We start from the raw sequence: 15090 nt of genomic DNA on the forward strand, positions 1-15090 counted from the left end.
AATGGCCTGCATCAGATCAGCCGGGAAAGTATCAGCAGGATACCCGCGAGCGACGCGGCCCACACAAGCGAGCGCAGATACGGAACGCCAGCCGCATAAAGCGGCACGTACACGATACGCGCGAGCAGATAGAGCCAGGCGCCCAGTTGCGTTTGCGCGCTGTCGCGGCCCGCGACATGCGCAATCAGCACGGCGGCCGCGAACACCGGCAGTGTCTCGAACAGGTTGCTTTGCGCGCGCATCAGCCGCCCGGTGAGCTTGCCGACCGGCGCGCCCGGCGCATCGCGCGCGCTCGCGTTGTACGCAATGCCGGTCTCGCGGTTGCGCAGCAACGCGGGCACTAGAACCTGAATCAGCGCGACGACAAGCGTCCACGCGAGCAGCGTCAGTTCGATGGTCATGCTTTCTTCTCCTGATGGCTTCAGTTATTGCGGTATGCCGATGTTCCGGATGCCCAGACTTACCCTTCTTTCTGACATGGCCCGGCGCATCTTAAAATGGCGCTTTCGCCGTTGATGAAGCCACCATGCCTTATATCGCCTCTGCCGATCACGCGCCGCAGGACCTCGCGACACCCAGCGACGACGCCGACATGTTCGAGCTCGCCCCGGTGTCGCTATGGCTCGAGGATTTTAGCGGCGTACGCGCGCTATTCGACGAATGGCGCGCGCAAGGCGTCACCGATTTGCGTACATTCCTGCAATCGAACCCGCCGCGCGTGGCCGAATGCGCAAGCCGCATTCGCGTGATCAAGGTGAATCACAAGACGCTCGCGCTGTTCGATGCAACGGACTTCGGCGAACTTACCGGCAATCTCGCGGCCGTGTTCCGCGACGACATGCTGAAAACGCACCTCGAAGAGCTGTGCCAGCTATGGTCCGGGCAAAGTCACTTTATGAGTCAGACCGTCAACTACACGCTCGGCGGCCGGCGCCTCGACGTGCTGCTCAAGGGAACCGTGCTGCCCGGACACGAAGCGCGGTGGGACCGCGTGCTGGTGTCGGTCGAAGACATCACCGAACTCGAACGCACGCGTCAGCGCATCGCGCACGCCGAACAATACGCGCGCGGGCTCTTCGAGCATTCGCCGGTGTCGTTGTGGGTAGAAGACTTCACTGCGGTCAAACGGCTGCTCGATGAAGTGCGCGCGCAAGGCATCGTCGATTTCCGCGTGTTTACCGATGTGCATCCGGAGTTCGTCGAGCGCTGCATGCAGGAAATCCATGTGCTCGACGTGAACCAGCACACGCTCGAGATGTTTGCCGCACCTGATAAACACACGCTGCTCGCGCGTCTGCCCGACGTTTTCCGCGACGACATGCGTCCGCACTTTCGCGAGCAATTGATCGACCTGTGGGAAGGCAAGCTGTTCCAGCAACGCGAAGTGCTGAACTACTCGCTCGACGCGAACGAGGTGCACGTGCATTTGCAGTTCTCGGTGTTGCCGGGACACGAACGCGACTGGGACCTGGTGCTGGTCGCGCTCACCGACATCACCGCGCGCAAGAAGGCTGAAGCGTATCTCGAGTACCTCGGCAAACACGATGTGCTGACCAAGCTGCGCAACCGCTCGTTTTATGTCGACGAGTTGAACCGGCTCGAGCGCAAAGGCCCGTATCCGGTTACCGTCGTGATGGCCGATCTGAACGGACTGAAGCGCGTGAACGACCAGTTAGGGCATGCGGCCGGCGACGCGCTGCTGCGGCGCGCCGGCGAAGTGTTGTCGAAGGCGATGGAAATGCCGTTTGTCGCCGCGCGGATCGGCGGCGACGAGTTCGCGATTCTGATGCCCGGCACCGACGAGCGCGGTGGTGTAGCGATGATCGAAACGGTCCGCAAGCTCGTCGAGTTGAACAACCAGTTCTATCCGGGTTCGCCGCTCAGCTTTTCGATGGGAGCGGCCACGGTGCTGCGCGGCGAGCGTGTCGAAGCGGGCGTGCAGCGCGCGGACCTGCTGATGTACGAGGATAAACGCGCGATTTACGCAGAAGAGCAAACGCGTGCGCGCAATGCGTAGCTGCGCAGCGCGTTGGCTTGATCAGGCCTTGACGCCCGGCAGCTTCGCCGCGAGCACATCGATCCGTTCGATCTTCGGCGGCTGAGCAAGCAGCTCGCCTGCTCGCTCCATCAATGCGGCGGCTACCTTGCCGGACAGATGCGCATCGCGGCCCGCTTCGTCGTTGAACGCATCGAAGATGCCGAATGTGGACGGGCCCATCCGTATCGCAAACCATGCGGTTGTGCCCGGCTCCGCTTCGACGAGCGGCACAGCGCCGAGCAGAAACTGCTCGACGTCCTTCTCCTTGCCGGGCTTCGCTTCGAGGCGGACATACAGCGCGAGTTTGACCATCATGCACCTCCCGTTTTCAAGAGTCTCGGATCATGCAGTATAGTCTCGCGCAGCGTGACGTTCCGTGAGGCGGGCAAGTCGCGAGCGGCCTCGCTTACACGCTGCCGGAGCGCACCGGCACGCCGTACATTTCGACGATGCGGCGGTCCTGTTCCTGCGCAGAAAACTGCTCCCACTCGATGCCGTTGACGTCGACGGTGCTGGTGAAACCCTCGGTGCCGTCCTCTTCGAAACCGACGTGGCGCAATTGCCCCGCGCGCTGCGGATTCTCGTTAATCGAAAAGTTGAGCAAGTCGGTGCGCCACATCGCGTAGCGGCCGGGCACGATTGCTGCGGGCGATTGCCCGAGGCGGCGCGTGTAGTCCGTAATCGATGCATCGAGGTTCGCGACAGCCAGCGCGATATGAAAACGTTTCATGGTCTCTGTCCTTTCGCTTTGGTTCGTGAAGGCACTGCGCAGAGCATCGTACGAAACGTGCGCGGGCTTAACCAGTCAAGCGGGGATGCTGGTATAAGGATTACCCGCTTTTGTGGCGCGTCCGCACGCGCCTGCCAAGCCAGCCCATCGCGCCGACGCGCCGAGCTCAGCGCGCGTCAACCAGATGCCGCGGCGCCGGCGCAATGCTGACCGGCGGCGCCTCCAGCGAGCCGCGCATGCGCCGCACTTCGTCGGTCGGCGTCAGGCCGAAAAGCCGCTTGAATTCGCGGCTAAACTGCGACGCGCTTTCATAGCCGACGCGCGCCGCCGCCGCGCCCGCGTTGAGCCCGTCCTGCAGCATCAGCAGGCGCGCATGATGCAGGCGCGTGGTCTTCACGTATTGCATGGGTGACGTCGACGTGACGTTCTTGAAGTGCGCGTGAAACACTGCGAGACTCATGCCCGCCTCGCGCGCGAGCGTATCGACATCGAGCGCGCCATCGTAATCGCTATGAATGCGCCGTAACGCCTTCGCAATGCGGCCGAAATGCTGCTGATGCGTGAGCGCCGCGCGAATCGCGTGGCCCTGCTCGCCAGTCAGCACGCGGTAGCAGATCTCGCGCACGATCGACGGCGCGAGCACCCGCGCATCGAGCGGCGCCGCCAGCGCTTCGAGCAGGCGTTCGACCGCGTCGCACAGCGTCGGGTCGAGCGGCGTCGAATAAATGCCGCGCGGTTCGTCGTGCGCGTCGGCGCGATTGTCTTCGACCAGCATCAACAGCTCGGCGACCATTCCAAGGTCGATATCGATGCCAATGCCGAGGAACGGCTCGGCTTCGCTCGCCTCGGTCTCGCATTCGAAAGGCATCGGCACCGATGCGACCAGATACTGCTGCGCGTCATACACATACGACTCGCCGCCGAGATAACCGCGCTTGCGGCCTTGGCAGACAATCACGATCATCGGGTCGTACATCACCGGGTGACGCGGCATCGGGCGGCTCGCGCGCATCAGCTTGACGCCGGGCACGCACGAAAAGGTAAAGCCGTCGGTCGGCGCGAGCCGGTCGAACAGATCGGCCATATGCCGCTGCGCGCGGCTGATCGCACGGGGCTGCGCGCGAGTCGCTGATGCGTCGTTCAGTTTGGGTAGTTCGGAAAGTTCGGGAAGGAACGTCATGACGGTACCTGTCGGGGGGGAACGGCTCTGCACATCTCTTGTGCTTCACAGAATCAGGCTTGAAATCTAGCATTAAATGCACTTCCGCGTACGACGACGCGAGAAATAGGCAAGCCTTCAAGACGTCCAGGTATTCCCTGGACCGGTCGCGCTGCTTAATATGGGAACCCTGACGAGAGACCTTCCATTTGGCGTCAAGCCGCGCTTGCCGTGCCGATTGCGTCGATGCTACGCCCGCCGGATAGCGGAATGCGGGAACGCGATGATGCGAATGACTTAAGCCCAAGGTCTCTTTTGCAGGAATCCACATGACCACGACGGGCGGCAGCGCATTGACCCTCGCTTTTTTTGCCGTGTTGCCTTTTGCCCATTAACCGCCGCGTGCAGTTCAGCGGCATGACCCGAGTTCTACCCCGCAGTGCCGGCGTGCCTTTCCGACTGGAACGGCACGCCGGCCGCTCGTCGTTGCTGCATGTTTGATCAGGAAGTTCTTCAGTGGAGAAGCCCTGTGATTGACCGTATTCAGGCCATGCGTACTTTTATCCGGATCGTCGATACGAATAGTTTCACGCGCGCCGCGGAATCGTTGAACATTCCGCGGGCGAGTGCGACGACGATCGTTCAGAACCTTGAAGCGCTGCTCGGCACCGCGTTGCTGATCCGCACGACGCGGCGTCTGTCACTCACGCCGGAGGGCGCCGCGTACTACGAACGTTGCGCGCAGATTCTCGCCGATATCGATGAGATGGAAGCGAGCTTGCGGCAGACCAACGCGAATCCGAGCGGACGACTGCGCGTCGAGATGCCGGGCGCAGTGGCGACTGCGCTCGTGTTGCCCGCGCTCGACGATTTTCATGCGCGCTTTCCTAACATCGAGCTGTCGATCGGTGTCAGCAATCGCCCGGTGGATCTGGTTGGCGAGGCGGTCGATTGCAGCATCCAGTTAGGCGAACTGCCGGACTCAGGCCTCAATGCGCGGCGCCTTGGCACGCTCGAACATGTGACGTGCGCGAGCCCGGCGTATCTCGAACGCTTTGGCATGCCGGAAGGTCTCGACGATCTCGCGCGGCACGTGGCGGTGAATTGCACCGGGCGGCAAAGCGAGCGTTCGGCCAGCTTCGATTTCGAGGTCGACGGCAGTCCCCTCGCGGTGAAGGTGGACGGCTTTGTCAATGTGAACGACGAGCAGGCTTGCCTGACCTGCGGGCTGCAAGGGCTCGGGTTGATTCAGCCGGCGAGAATCGCCGCGCAGCCGTGGCTCGACGCTGGGATGCTGCGCGAGGTGCTGCCGGAATGCCGACCGCTGCCGACTACCGTGTCGATTGCGTATGTGAAGGGACGGCGCGTGTCGCCCCGCGTGCGGGCGTTCGTCGATTGGCTGGCGGAGTTGTTCGAGCACGCAGGCCATGTCGAGGCGGATATGTCGCGGGTGCGGGAGCTGATGCGTGGCGGGTTGCATACCGCGTAACTCTGTCGGCGTTGCAGGCCGCGACAGGGCCAACAACGTCTTGCGCAGGGGCAGCGCGATCTTTCTTTGTATAGCGCCGCCCCGTGCACGCAGGGGTAATCGGACTACCGCGCCGCTTCCCGCTGCGCGCGTGCGCGGGAAATCATCTGCTGGACAGCCGGATTTGCATTGACCGGTAACAGCTGCGTTTGCGGGTGCTCATCGACAAACACGCGAAAGATCTGATCGGCGAACGCCTGTCCAATCGTGTCGACGTTCCTGAAGTCGAGCACCACCCTTCTGAACTGATCCAGTCGCGCGAGCAGCCGTTTCGCCTGGGACCGCGATACCAGGTCGTCGGTCCCATATTTGGCGAGATCGACCGGTACGACCGTTTTGTCGAACGTGTAGTCATCACTTTCGGTGTACTCGTCGAAGATTTCCCTGGCCGTGTGCGTGGCGCGGTTACTCAGCGTCAGGAAAACCGATGTACCGGGCGCGGCCCGCTCGCGCTCCATCACGATGTCTTCGTACGACTCCTTGTGGTGATCGAAATAGAGCGCGCCCGACAAAATGCCGAACTGGTCGAACATCCGCGACGTAAAGAAGATGCCCTCGCCCGAGTGATTCCTCGGGTCGGTCGTCAGTTTGCCTTTGGCCAGTTCGAAGATGGCGTGCCGCTCGTCGAGAAGGTTCAGGTGCGTTTGAATCTTCGTGAAGATGCCGACGCCGTCGTCGGAGATCATCATTTCCGTCGACACCGCGGTTTGCGTCACCTTGACGAGAATCGCGGTGCCGCTGGAGTGGTCGATCGCGTTGTTGAATATCTCGGTGAAGCCGTGGTGCCAGATATTCATGACGTTCGCGGGAAGCGGCTCGATCAGCGGCTTGACCACTTCGTTCCATACCACGTCTTCTTCGAGCGGTTGCGTCAACGGGAACCGGAAAGTCTCCGTGAACAGCGGAACGAGCCGGTAGCGCGCATCCCGTGTGCTGCCTTCCTTCACGATTGCGCCTTGCTCGCGCAGGAGCAACAGGTGCTTGTTGACGGCCTGGCGACTGATAGAGAACCGGTCCGCGGTGAGCGACACCACGTCGACGTGCGATTCGATGTGCTCGAGCAGAAACGTTCGAACCTGTTCGCCCTCTGTGCGGACCCTGCTAGACACGACGGCACCCTTTTGACAACTTTAGCTGGCTTTATTGTCAACTTTAAGGGTTTTATTGTCAACCTTACGTGGCGATGCGGGTGCCGGTGGCGTCGCTTCAGCGCAGGCAGACGTGGGCCGAGCGCGGGGGACGCCGGCTCGGCCAACCTGCTTCAGGTCAGGACTCTTCGGACCAGACCATATTCTCCCGCGTCACCAGTGCGGTCGATGCGCCCGGACCAAACGTGCCGGCCGTATAAGGCCGTGGCCGGTCGCCGGCAAGCTTCCATCCTTCGATGATCGGATCGGCCCACGCCCATGCGGCTTCCAGTTCATCGCGGCGCATGAAGTGCGTGAGACGGCCGCGCACGACGTCGATCAGCAGCCGCTCATACGCTTCCGCGCGGCGGCCGGTGAATGCCTGCTCGAGGTCCAGATTCAGATTGACCGGCAGCGTGCGCATGCCGCTGCCCGGCTCTTTGGCGAGCATCTGCAACTGGATCGATTCGGCAGGCTGCAATTGAATGACGAGCCGGTTGCCGCAATTGCGCGGGCCGCACGGGCTATTCGGCATGATCGAGAACGGCAGGTCTGCGAACTCGATCACGATCTCCGACAGCTTCTTTGCCATCCGCTTGCCGGTGCGCAGGAAGAACGGCACGTGCGCCCAGCGCCAGTTGTTGATGTGCGCACGCAGTGCGACGAAGGTTTCCGCGTGACTGTCCTTCGGCACGTTGTCTTCTTCGAGATAGCCCTTCACGGGCTCGCCGCCGACCGCGCCGGAGGTGTACTGGCCGCGCACGGTATCGCGAGAGATGTCCTCTGCCGTCATTGGGCGCAGCGAGCGCAGCACCTTCAGCTTCTCGTCGCGGACCGCGTCCGGATCGAGCGATACCGGTGGCTCCATTGCAACGATGCACAGCAGTTGCAGCAGGTGGTTCTGCACCATGTCGCGCATTGCGCCGGTCTGATCGTAGAAGCCCGCGCGGCTGCCCACACCGACCGTCTCCGCGACTGTGATCTGCACGCTGCGGATATACGGCGCCTGCCACAGCGGACCGAAGATCGCATTGCCGAAGCGCAGCACCATCAGGTTCTGCACGGTCTCTTTACCCAGATAGTGGTCGATCCGGTAGATCTGCGTTTCGGCGAAGTGCTTGCCCACCGAATTGTTGATTGCTTGCGCGGATTCGAGGTCGTGGCCCAGGGGTTTTTCGAGCACGACGCGGGAGTTTGCGTCGATCAGCGACTTCGACGCAAGGTTGTCGCAGATCGTCGTGAAAAGGTCCGGCGAGGTCGCGAGATAGAAGATGCGCTGGGCGTTGGGGCGCGAGGCTTGTGCGAGGCGTGCGTAGTCCTCTGCGTTGTCGACGTCGACGCGCACATATTCGAACAGCGCGATGAATTTGTCCCACGCCGCCGCATCGAGCGCCTTGCGGTCGATAAACGGCTTCGAATGCTCGTCCATAAAGTTCACATATTGCTCACGCGTCCAGTCGCGACGGCCGATCGCGAGGATGCGGGTGTCGGCGGGCAAGTTGCCGTGTGAGTGCGCCATAAATAGCGCGGGCAGCAGCTTGCGGGCGGACAGGTCGCCGGCGCCGCCGAAGATGATCATGTCGAGGGGGTGGTCCGGCGTAGTGGAGGCGGTGGCAGTCGTCATAGCGCGGAAGGGCCAAGGTAGGAGCGGTTCAGGGAAAACGTGCGCGGCGACATAGGTGGTCGCTTCTTCCACAGCCGCACACAAGCTCACTATGGTGCAACGTTTTTGAGGAATTTGCACATGTGGAGTGCCGATAGTGGCGAACGGTCGTGCGGACTTCACTGGTGCCGGATGCATCGGACATTCGGGGACGTTGCGCGGTCTGTTTGCCACCGCTTGATCATTAATTAACTTCGGATAGCAGTTTAAATTCGAAAGTATGTTCCAGATCATATTCGCGCGCCACGCGCCCGCAATAAATACATTCACGCTAAATAACATAAAAATTCTTGAATTTATGAGATCGTTAACATTGCCAATATTCTCCTATAAACCTACAGTGAATGTACCGCTCGATCGCCAGCCGCGATCCGTTGACAAACACATTCGATCTTATCCAGGTGAAGCCATGAAATGGACCGTCAACCCGCAAAACAATATCGAAGAAACCGTCTGGGATAATTTTGGCAGCATCAGTAATCTTGGGATAAAGTTCACATACGATACAAATAATGTGACCACTGGTTTCTTAACGGCTGACGGCAAAAGCCAATTGAGCATCACCGTTTCGGCAAAATTCCTCGACAAAAACAACCAGCCGATGACCGGGTTTTCGGGGCAGGATCTGGCCGATGCGTTGTCTCTTGTCTATAACGACGATCAAACTCCGGTTTCACAAACCGATGAGTCGACAATGGCCACCACCGGCAATCCGCTCGCCTATCAGTGGAACGGTGAATATTCGATAGACAGTGGCACGGGGGTATCTCAAATCCTCTTTCTGGTGTCCGCTCCGTCGAGTCAGACTGGCATTAATAAAGATATTGCTGCAATGTTCGTGCAGCCGGGCACCTCGGCTTCCCCAACTGTCAGCAGTGGGCATCTGACGATTTGCCCGAAAGCGGATGCATTCGAAGATCTGGGGAAAATCAGCAATCTGACGATTTCTTTCGATGCCTATCCGACTTCGACGAGCAGGCAAATCCAGGCCGACGGTAGTACTCAGATCGCGGTGACGCTGTCCGTCACATGTCTTGATGCGTCGGGAAATCCGCTGTATCAAATACTCCCGGACAATTTGCCGGGCGTGCTCGACCTGATTTACTACGATTCAGGTACGGAACTCACATGGACTGAAAATCCGTCGCCCGATATCCAGGGAAATCCACTTTTCTATACGAGCCATGCTGCGAGTCAGACAAGTGCGAGCAAGGATGTCGATAAGCTCCCGGTTGGCAACATCGGCGGCAGTTCAGACGGCACTTGCTATATTACTTATTATGTGTCTGCACCGGCTAGCGCTGACGGCACAACCAGCCAGATCGCTGCAAAATTCAGCGCTCATGGCGTGACGTCCACTACGCAAAGCGGATCCGCTTATGATAAGGCGTTGACAATCGTTGCGATCAGTAGTGCCTGGTGGAATCTGAAAGACGTAACGAAGCTCTCCATTTCCTTTACGGATTATTCCTCTTCGAAAGACAAAACGATAAAGGCGGATGGCCTATATCAAATTGCTGTTACCTTTTCGATTACCTGTACCGACCAGGATGGACAACCGCTCACTGGTCCCACGAACAATGATCTTTTTGGCCCAGCCTCCTTGATTTACTATGACCAGGGGAACGAATTGCAATGGACCAGTAGCCTTACGTCCAGTACCCCCGGTAATCCGCTCACATACACCAGCACGCCATCCAGCGAATATAACCCGCCTCAGATCAAGCGACGGACAACAACCGCAGGCGACGGGCAGCCTGGTACATACTCGGCCACCTTCTACGTTTCGGCGCCGGCGGCATCAGATGGAACAAAATCGGTGATAGCCGGGAAGTTCACAGTTGGTGGGCAGACATATACGACTCAAGCTGGCTCTGCTTTCGATTGCTCATTAACGATAACAGCGAGCGCCGGCGAATGGTGGAATTTAGGCAGTTTAACTGGTTTAACTTGCATGTTTGAAGACGACACAGACAGTTCACAATGCGCGATATACGCAAACGGCCTCAACCAGGTCGGTGTTGTCGTCGACGTGAAATGTAATGACACCGACGGACTTCCATTGACCGGGATATCAAATCAGGCGTTGCTCGATGCAATTTCCCTTGTCTACGATTCGGACGGGATGCCGCTTAACTCCGCCAGTGACCGAGGCCTGGGTTACACGACTACCAGGAACGACTACGCCGTTGCGAGATTCGACGTTTCAGCGAGTGCAAGAAAACTAACAGTACGTCCATCGGACAATGCCCCAGGCGAGTATTCCGTTATTTATTATGTGTTCAATACCGACCCGATGGACAGCACAACCATAACGATTGCCGCTCAATTTGAGGCCGGATCCATTAATCAAACAACACGATCGAATAGTGGGTCATTCGCTAAAACGTTGAATATTGCCGTTGACCCGCCTAGAATCTATAGCGCCAGCGATTTTCAAATGAAATATCTTGATGGCGCCGATCAAGGGGGAAATATCGATTTCCAAACAAAGACCGGTGTATCTTACACTGTTAAATATTATTACCTCTGCCCCGCCAGCTCGGATTCCAATGCCGTTTTAATTAAAAGTGCTAGCGTGCGGTGCACCGCGCCGGCAAACGGTCCGGACTATAACGTGATGGGAATCAACGATGATCAGATGGATCATCTGGACAATGCATTTTGTTTTGGCGGAAATTATCCGGGAAATGTCCACGCACAGGCATGGTTTTTGACATTAAATGACGGGACACACTCTGATCCTTTTTGGCCGGCATCGAACGATTGTATCGACGTATCGTCCGATCAGACGGATGGACCAGCATTCTATACATTACATGCACCAACCAATGCCGACTATTATGACGCAGGCGATTCCGGCTACTGGGTTGCAACGGTGAATTTTTATGATCAATACGGCAACACGGGATTGGTCTGGGTTTGCACACAAAATAATGTCACAAGCTTTTTTGTCATGGATCCAAATTAGGTCACTTCTTATCAGAATGGAATAGAAATGCCCTCCACTTTCTTCAGCCAGGCCGGCTCAAATTTCCATAATCCTGCAAGTGGCAACGTCAATGCCCGGACTGGGCAATTTACTGCCAAACTGAATATTGCGGATCTGACAGGAAATAATGCCATGGGCCCCAAGCTATCTTTGGCGATCCAGTATGCTCCATTCAACCCCGACAATTCATCTGCACTGGGAATTGGCTGCGCACTCGGCCTTTCCTCCTATGACCGATTAAATCATCTGTTGACGACAAGCACCGGCGAACAATACAAAACAATAGAATCTGGTGATGGATTGTCGGTCAGCATCAAGCAGAAAAACGCCGAGAATTTTTCTTTTATTAAAATATCGAACACCGAATATCACTACATCAAGAAATCAGGTGAAGTCGAAATCTTGAGTTCCATCGGGATGTCACCCGATTATTTTGTCCCGATTCAAATCATAACGCCTGTTGGCTATCAGTTAAATCTGTCATGGCAAACCAATGCAGGACAAAACCAGCTTGTCTGGGTTAAGGACGAAAAAAACCTGCTCTGCGAATTCACATACGATCCCGCCTGCAGTATCAGAATTTACCCTGATACATCGGAGGAGTATCAGATTTCGATCGGAACACAAAACAACTATCTGACTTCGTACCAAATCTCGGCCGGCTCGGACATTTATACGTGGAACCTGGAATACACTACCGTGGGCGGTGAAATGTTGCTGACGCGTATCACTGACCCGTCGGGATATGTGGAGTCCGCCAGCTATAAAGACGCCGTGATGCAGTTTCCTCCGAGCGCAAATATGCCTGCATTGCCAGCCGTAGTGCAATACATTCAGTCCCCGGGAATGTCTCAACCCGACACGACGACCACATACGCCTATAGCAGCTATAACTATCTGGGTTTCGGGATTGCAAACTCATGGGATGCAGAACAGGACAACTGTAGCACTGTACTGAGCGACACCGTTTTCTATACAAGTACCGAAACCGTATCGGACGGCAGTGAGAACACGAAAACCACGACTCGCAAATTCAACAATTATCACATGCTGGTTACTGAAACGATCGAGACGGGTTCAAGTACGCGAGAAACCAACTTTTTATACTATGCACAGCCGGGCCTGGAATATGAAGATCAACCGCCGCAATTTCAGCAACCGACCACGCGGACGATGGTCTGGACTGAGGGTGGTATGTCGCGAACAGAAACGGTGGACACGACCTACGATGAACACGGAAACCGGTTGACAAAACACACGACCGGCAAGGAATCGATCGAATGGACGTACTATCCCGCCGCAGGCGAGCCAGACGACGAATACACTGGTTGCCCGCCCGATCCGTACGGCTTCGTTACCAACCTGAAGACCAGAACGGTTACTCCCGTCGCATCGGACCTCAATGATTTCTCGTGCAAACAGGCGCAATTCAAGTACACAAGCGTCGACACGCGTTCGGGCAGCCCCGCAGCGACTTGCGCTCTACTGTGCATGACGACAGGTTTCCGCGACGACAGCAAGGTGCAATCGAACGGCATTACATACGAAACAGCGGATGCGGACAACTACGGCCGTGTCGCGAGTGTGACCAATACACTAATCGATGACACCCCCGGTTACACCCTTTCGCTTACGTACGAAATCGAATCGGACGTGCTGAAACAGACCGCCACACTGACGGGGTATGACAAAACCATGAAAACAAAGTCAACCAGCCATTCGCGGTTAAGTAATAAACTGTTGTCCGAGCAGGACAACCTGGGGAACGATACTGAATATACTTATGACCCGCTAGGCCGGCTCGTGTCCCGGGTTCTCAATCCGGGCACGCCATACGAGAATCAGATTTCTGTTTCATACGAAATCAAGCGCGATGACCCGGGTGACGAAAGCAAGGTAACCGACGTTATAACGACATATACAGATTCATCCGGCAACGTACAACAGATCCATTACGACGGACGACATCGCCCGATCCGTTTGTGCCAAAACTCGATTGATTCCGGTCAAAACAGTAATTTTTTTGATATCGCCGTCATCAACTACAACGCATTCGGCCACCCGGCAAACCTGACAACCACGGATTACCCCGATCCATTAAACACCGGCACGGTTTACCAGAAACAAATGGTTTTTCTGTACGACGACTGGGGCGCTCGAAAGGGAATCCAATATGACAGCGGACAAACAAAGTATGAAATCTATGACCCGGTCGCACTGACCCAGACCGAGCAGATTACCGATAATACGGGAACGCCGCTGGTCGGATCCCAGATCACCACATTCGACGTAAACAGGAATCCACTCAAGGTTGAAAGAAAGGATTTGGACCAGGGAACCGTCGGCACAACGACCTATGTGTATGACGGCGCCGGGCGGCAGCGCCAGATGACGGATGAGTTAGGCCATAGCACCGGGTACGACTATGACGAGTTCGATCGGGTGAGCAAACAGACCGCACCCGACGGCACAGTGATAGAGAAAACATACGACACCCACTCGACAGAATCTCTGATCGCGAGCATCAAGGTCAGCCAGTCCGCCAATCAGGTCGATCTGGGAACCCAGACATTCGATGGACTCGGCCGCACGACGCAAACACAGACCGGCGGCCGCACTGAGATTCGCTCTTATAGCGGTGGCAGTGATGACCCTGCAACCGTCACCGACAACGCGGGCATCACGCTTTCCTACAGCTACGTTTCACAACTGCAAAATGCGATTAGCCATGTGGGCGACGGACAATCGTTTGCTCAGGACTTCACGTACGAAGCCAGGACAGGACGCCCAATCGACGCGAACGAAACCGGCAGTCTTTTCCGCTCATCGCAATGGACCCCCGCTGGCCGTCTCTCTGCCGAGCAGTTCACCTGGAAGAGTGACCCGCCACGTGAAGCCAACTACGGTTGGACGCTGCAGGGCAAGATTCTCTCCTACACGGACGTCTCGGGCGACGTTCAACAAATCTCGTACGATGCGTACGGCCGGCTATCGAAAATCGCCGACAGTGCTGTCTCTGTCGCGTTCGCCTATGATTCCGCTGGGCGCCTGTACACGCAGAAAGCGACAGACTCGAGTTCAGGCGCATCGCTTACGACGCAGCTGACGTACGACGACCTGGGCCGGGAGATCACTCGCGAACTCGCCCCAAGCGGTGGCGCGCCGATCGTGACGATCACGAGCACGTACTACGCGAACGACCAATTGCAGTCACGCAAGACAGTGCGAGGAAGCGAAGTTCTGAGAGACGAGCAGTACGAATACGATAGTCGCAATCGCCTGGTCAACTATTCGTGCTCGACTGGGAGCCAGCCTCCGGTCGACGGCTACGGTCAGGCGATCGCGTCGCAAAGCTTCACTTACGACATGCTCGACAACATCACGCAATGCGTGACGGCGATGGCGCAGAACGCCGGGGACCAGGACACGGCGACCTTCCATTACGACAATGCGTCCGACCCGACGCAATTGACATCGGTGACGCACGCTGGAAACAGTGCCTACCCGTCCAGTATCGCTCTCTCATACGACGCGAATGGTCGCATGAGCAAAGATGAAAAGAGCCGGACGCTGAGCTACGACAAAGCCGGGCGGCTCGCTTCGGTTACTTCGCCAGATGGGTCGACCGCCGAGTACCACTATGACGCAAACGACATGCTGGCGGCGCAGATACTCAACGGAAGCGACCTACGGCAGCTGTACTACCGTGGGCAAACGCTCGTGGACGAGGTGCGGGCAGCGCAAAACCAGGTGAGCCGATTTATCCGGACCGCCAATGGATGCGCCGCGGTCAGCGACGGGACGATGCCTTCGTCATGAGCGTATCGGCAAAACGTCTCGATACGCGCCGTCG

10 protein-coding genes are annotated in these 15090 nt (G+C 57.4%); 4 read left to right on the forward strand and 6 right to left on the reverse strand.

The window, feature by feature from the left end; genetic code table 11:
* Nucleotides 1–11: 11 nt before the first annotated feature.
* On the reverse strand, nucleotides 12–401 hold the full coding sequence (locus BX592_RS19300; protein ID WP_134193435.1) for an MAPEG family protein: 390 nt from the start codon (nucleotides 399–401) through the stop codon (nucleotides 12–14).
* A 125-nt stretch (nucleotides 402–526) separates the two neighbouring features.
* On the opposite strand from BX592_RS19300, the gene BX592_RS19305 reads away from it, so the two are divergent.
* Complete coding sequence (locus tag BX592_RS19305; protein WP_134193437.1) at nucleotides 527–2017, forward strand: sensor domain-containing diguanylate cyclase; 1491 nt, start codon at nucleotides 527–529, stop codon at nucleotides 2015–2017.
* A gap of 21 nt (nucleotides 2018–2038) precedes the next feature.
* Here BX592_RS19305 and BX592_RS19310 read toward each other — a convergent pair whose 3' ends face one another.
* From BX592_RS19310 to BX592_RS19320, 3 genes are all read right to left on the reverse strand, one after another.
* Nucleotides 2039–2350 (reverse strand): putative quinol monooxygenase, encoded by a 312-nt coding sequence (locus BX592_RS19310; protein ID WP_134193563.1) that lies wholly within the window; start codon nucleotides 2348–2350, stop codon nucleotides 2039–2041.
* A gap of 94 nt (nucleotides 2351–2444) precedes the next feature.
* The gene (locus BX592_RS19315; protein WP_134193439.1) at nucleotides 2445–2768 is read right to left on the reverse strand and encodes a VOC family protein; all 324 of its coding nucleotides are present in this window, start codon (nucleotides 2766–2768) and stop codon (nucleotides 2445–2447) included.
* Between the two features lie 166 nt (nucleotides 2769–2934).
* A complete protein-coding gene (locus tag BX592_RS19320) occupies nucleotides 2935–3948 on the reverse strand; it encodes an AraC family transcriptional regulator (RefSeq protein WP_134193441.1) in 1014 nt (337 codons plus the stop codon).
* Nucleotides 3949–4456: 508 nt separating this feature from the next.
* Here BX592_RS19320 and BX592_RS19325 point away from each other — a divergent pair.
* Nucleotides 4457–5416, forward strand: a complete 960-nt coding sequence (locus tag BX592_RS19325) for a LysR family transcriptional regulator (RefSeq protein WP_134193443.1) — start codon at nucleotides 4457–4459, stop codon at nucleotides 5414–5416.
* A gap of 104 nt (nucleotides 5417–5520) precedes the next feature.
* Here the strand turns inward: BX592_RS19325 and BX592_RS19330 are convergent, their stop codons facing one another.
* Both BX592_RS19330 and zwf read right to left on the reverse strand, forming a co-directional pair.
* Nucleotides 5521–6564 (reverse strand): STAS-like domain-containing protein, encoded by a 1044-nt coding sequence (locus BX592_RS19330; protein ID WP_134193445.1) that lies wholly within the window; start codon nucleotides 6562–6564, stop codon nucleotides 5521–5523.
* A 157-nt stretch (nucleotides 6565–6721) separates the two neighbouring features.
* Nucleotides 6722–8206 (reverse strand): glucose-6-phosphate dehydrogenase, encoded by a 1485-nt coding sequence (gene zwf / locus BX592_RS19335; protein WP_134193447.1) that lies wholly within the window; start codon nucleotides 8204–8206, stop codon nucleotides 6722–6724.
* A 448-nt stretch (nucleotides 8207–8654) separates the two neighbouring features.
* On the opposite strand from zwf, the gene BX592_RS19340 reads away from it, so the two are divergent.
* Complete coding sequence (locus tag BX592_RS19340) at nucleotides 8655–11216, forward strand: hypothetical protein (protein WP_134193449.1); 2562 nt, start codon at nucleotides 8655–8657, stop codon at nucleotides 11214–11216.
* Between the two features lie 27 nt (nucleotides 11217–11243).
* Complete coding sequence (locus tag BX592_RS19345; protein ID WP_134193451.1) at nucleotides 11244–15056, forward strand: RHS repeat domain-containing protein; 3813 nt, start codon at nucleotides 11244–11246, stop codon at nucleotides 15054–15056.
* Nucleotides 15057–15090 lie beyond the last annotated feature (34 nt).

Source organism: Paraburkholderia rhizosphaerae (assembly GCF_004366595.1).
In the GTDB taxonomy this organism is placed as follows: Bacteria; Pseudomonadota; Gammaproteobacteria; order Burkholderiales; family Burkholderiaceae; genus Paraburkholderia; species Paraburkholderia rhizosphaerae.

What these genes read in the sequence shown, in the direction of transcription:
- BX592_RS19305 (WP_134193437.1), top strand. Translation starts at nt 527, where the DNA reads ATGCCTTATATCGCCTCTGCCGATCACGCGCCGCAGGACCTCGCGACA.
- zwf (WP_134193447.1), bottom strand. Translation starts at nt 8,206, where the DNA reads ATGACGACTGCCACCGCCTCCACTACGCCGGACCACCCCCTCGACATG.
- BX592_RS19310 (WP_134193563.1), bottom strand. Translation starts at nt 2,350, where the DNA reads ATGGTCAAACTCGCGCTGTATGTCCGCCTCGAAGCGAAGCCCGGCAAG.
- BX592_RS19345 (WP_134193451.1), top strand. Translation starts at nt 11,244, where the DNA reads ATGCCCTCCACTTTCTTCAGCCAGGCCGGCTCAAATTTCCATAATCCT.
- BX592_RS19315 (WP_134193439.1), bottom strand. Translation starts at nt 2,768, where the DNA reads ATGAAACGTTTTCATATCGCGCTGGCTGTCGCGAACCTCGATGCATCG.
- BX592_RS19300 (WP_134193435.1), bottom strand. Translation starts at nt 401, where the DNA reads ATGACCATCGAACTGACGCTGCTCGCGTGGACGCTTGTCGTCGCGCTG.
- BX592_RS19320 (WP_134193441.1), bottom strand. Translation starts at nt 3,948, where the DNA reads ATGACGTTCCTTCCCGAACTTTCCGAACTACCCAAACTGAACGACGCA.
- BX592_RS19340 (WP_134193449.1), top strand. Translation starts at nt 8,655, where the DNA reads ATGAAATGGACCGTCAACCCGCAAAACAATATCGAAGAAACCGTCTGG.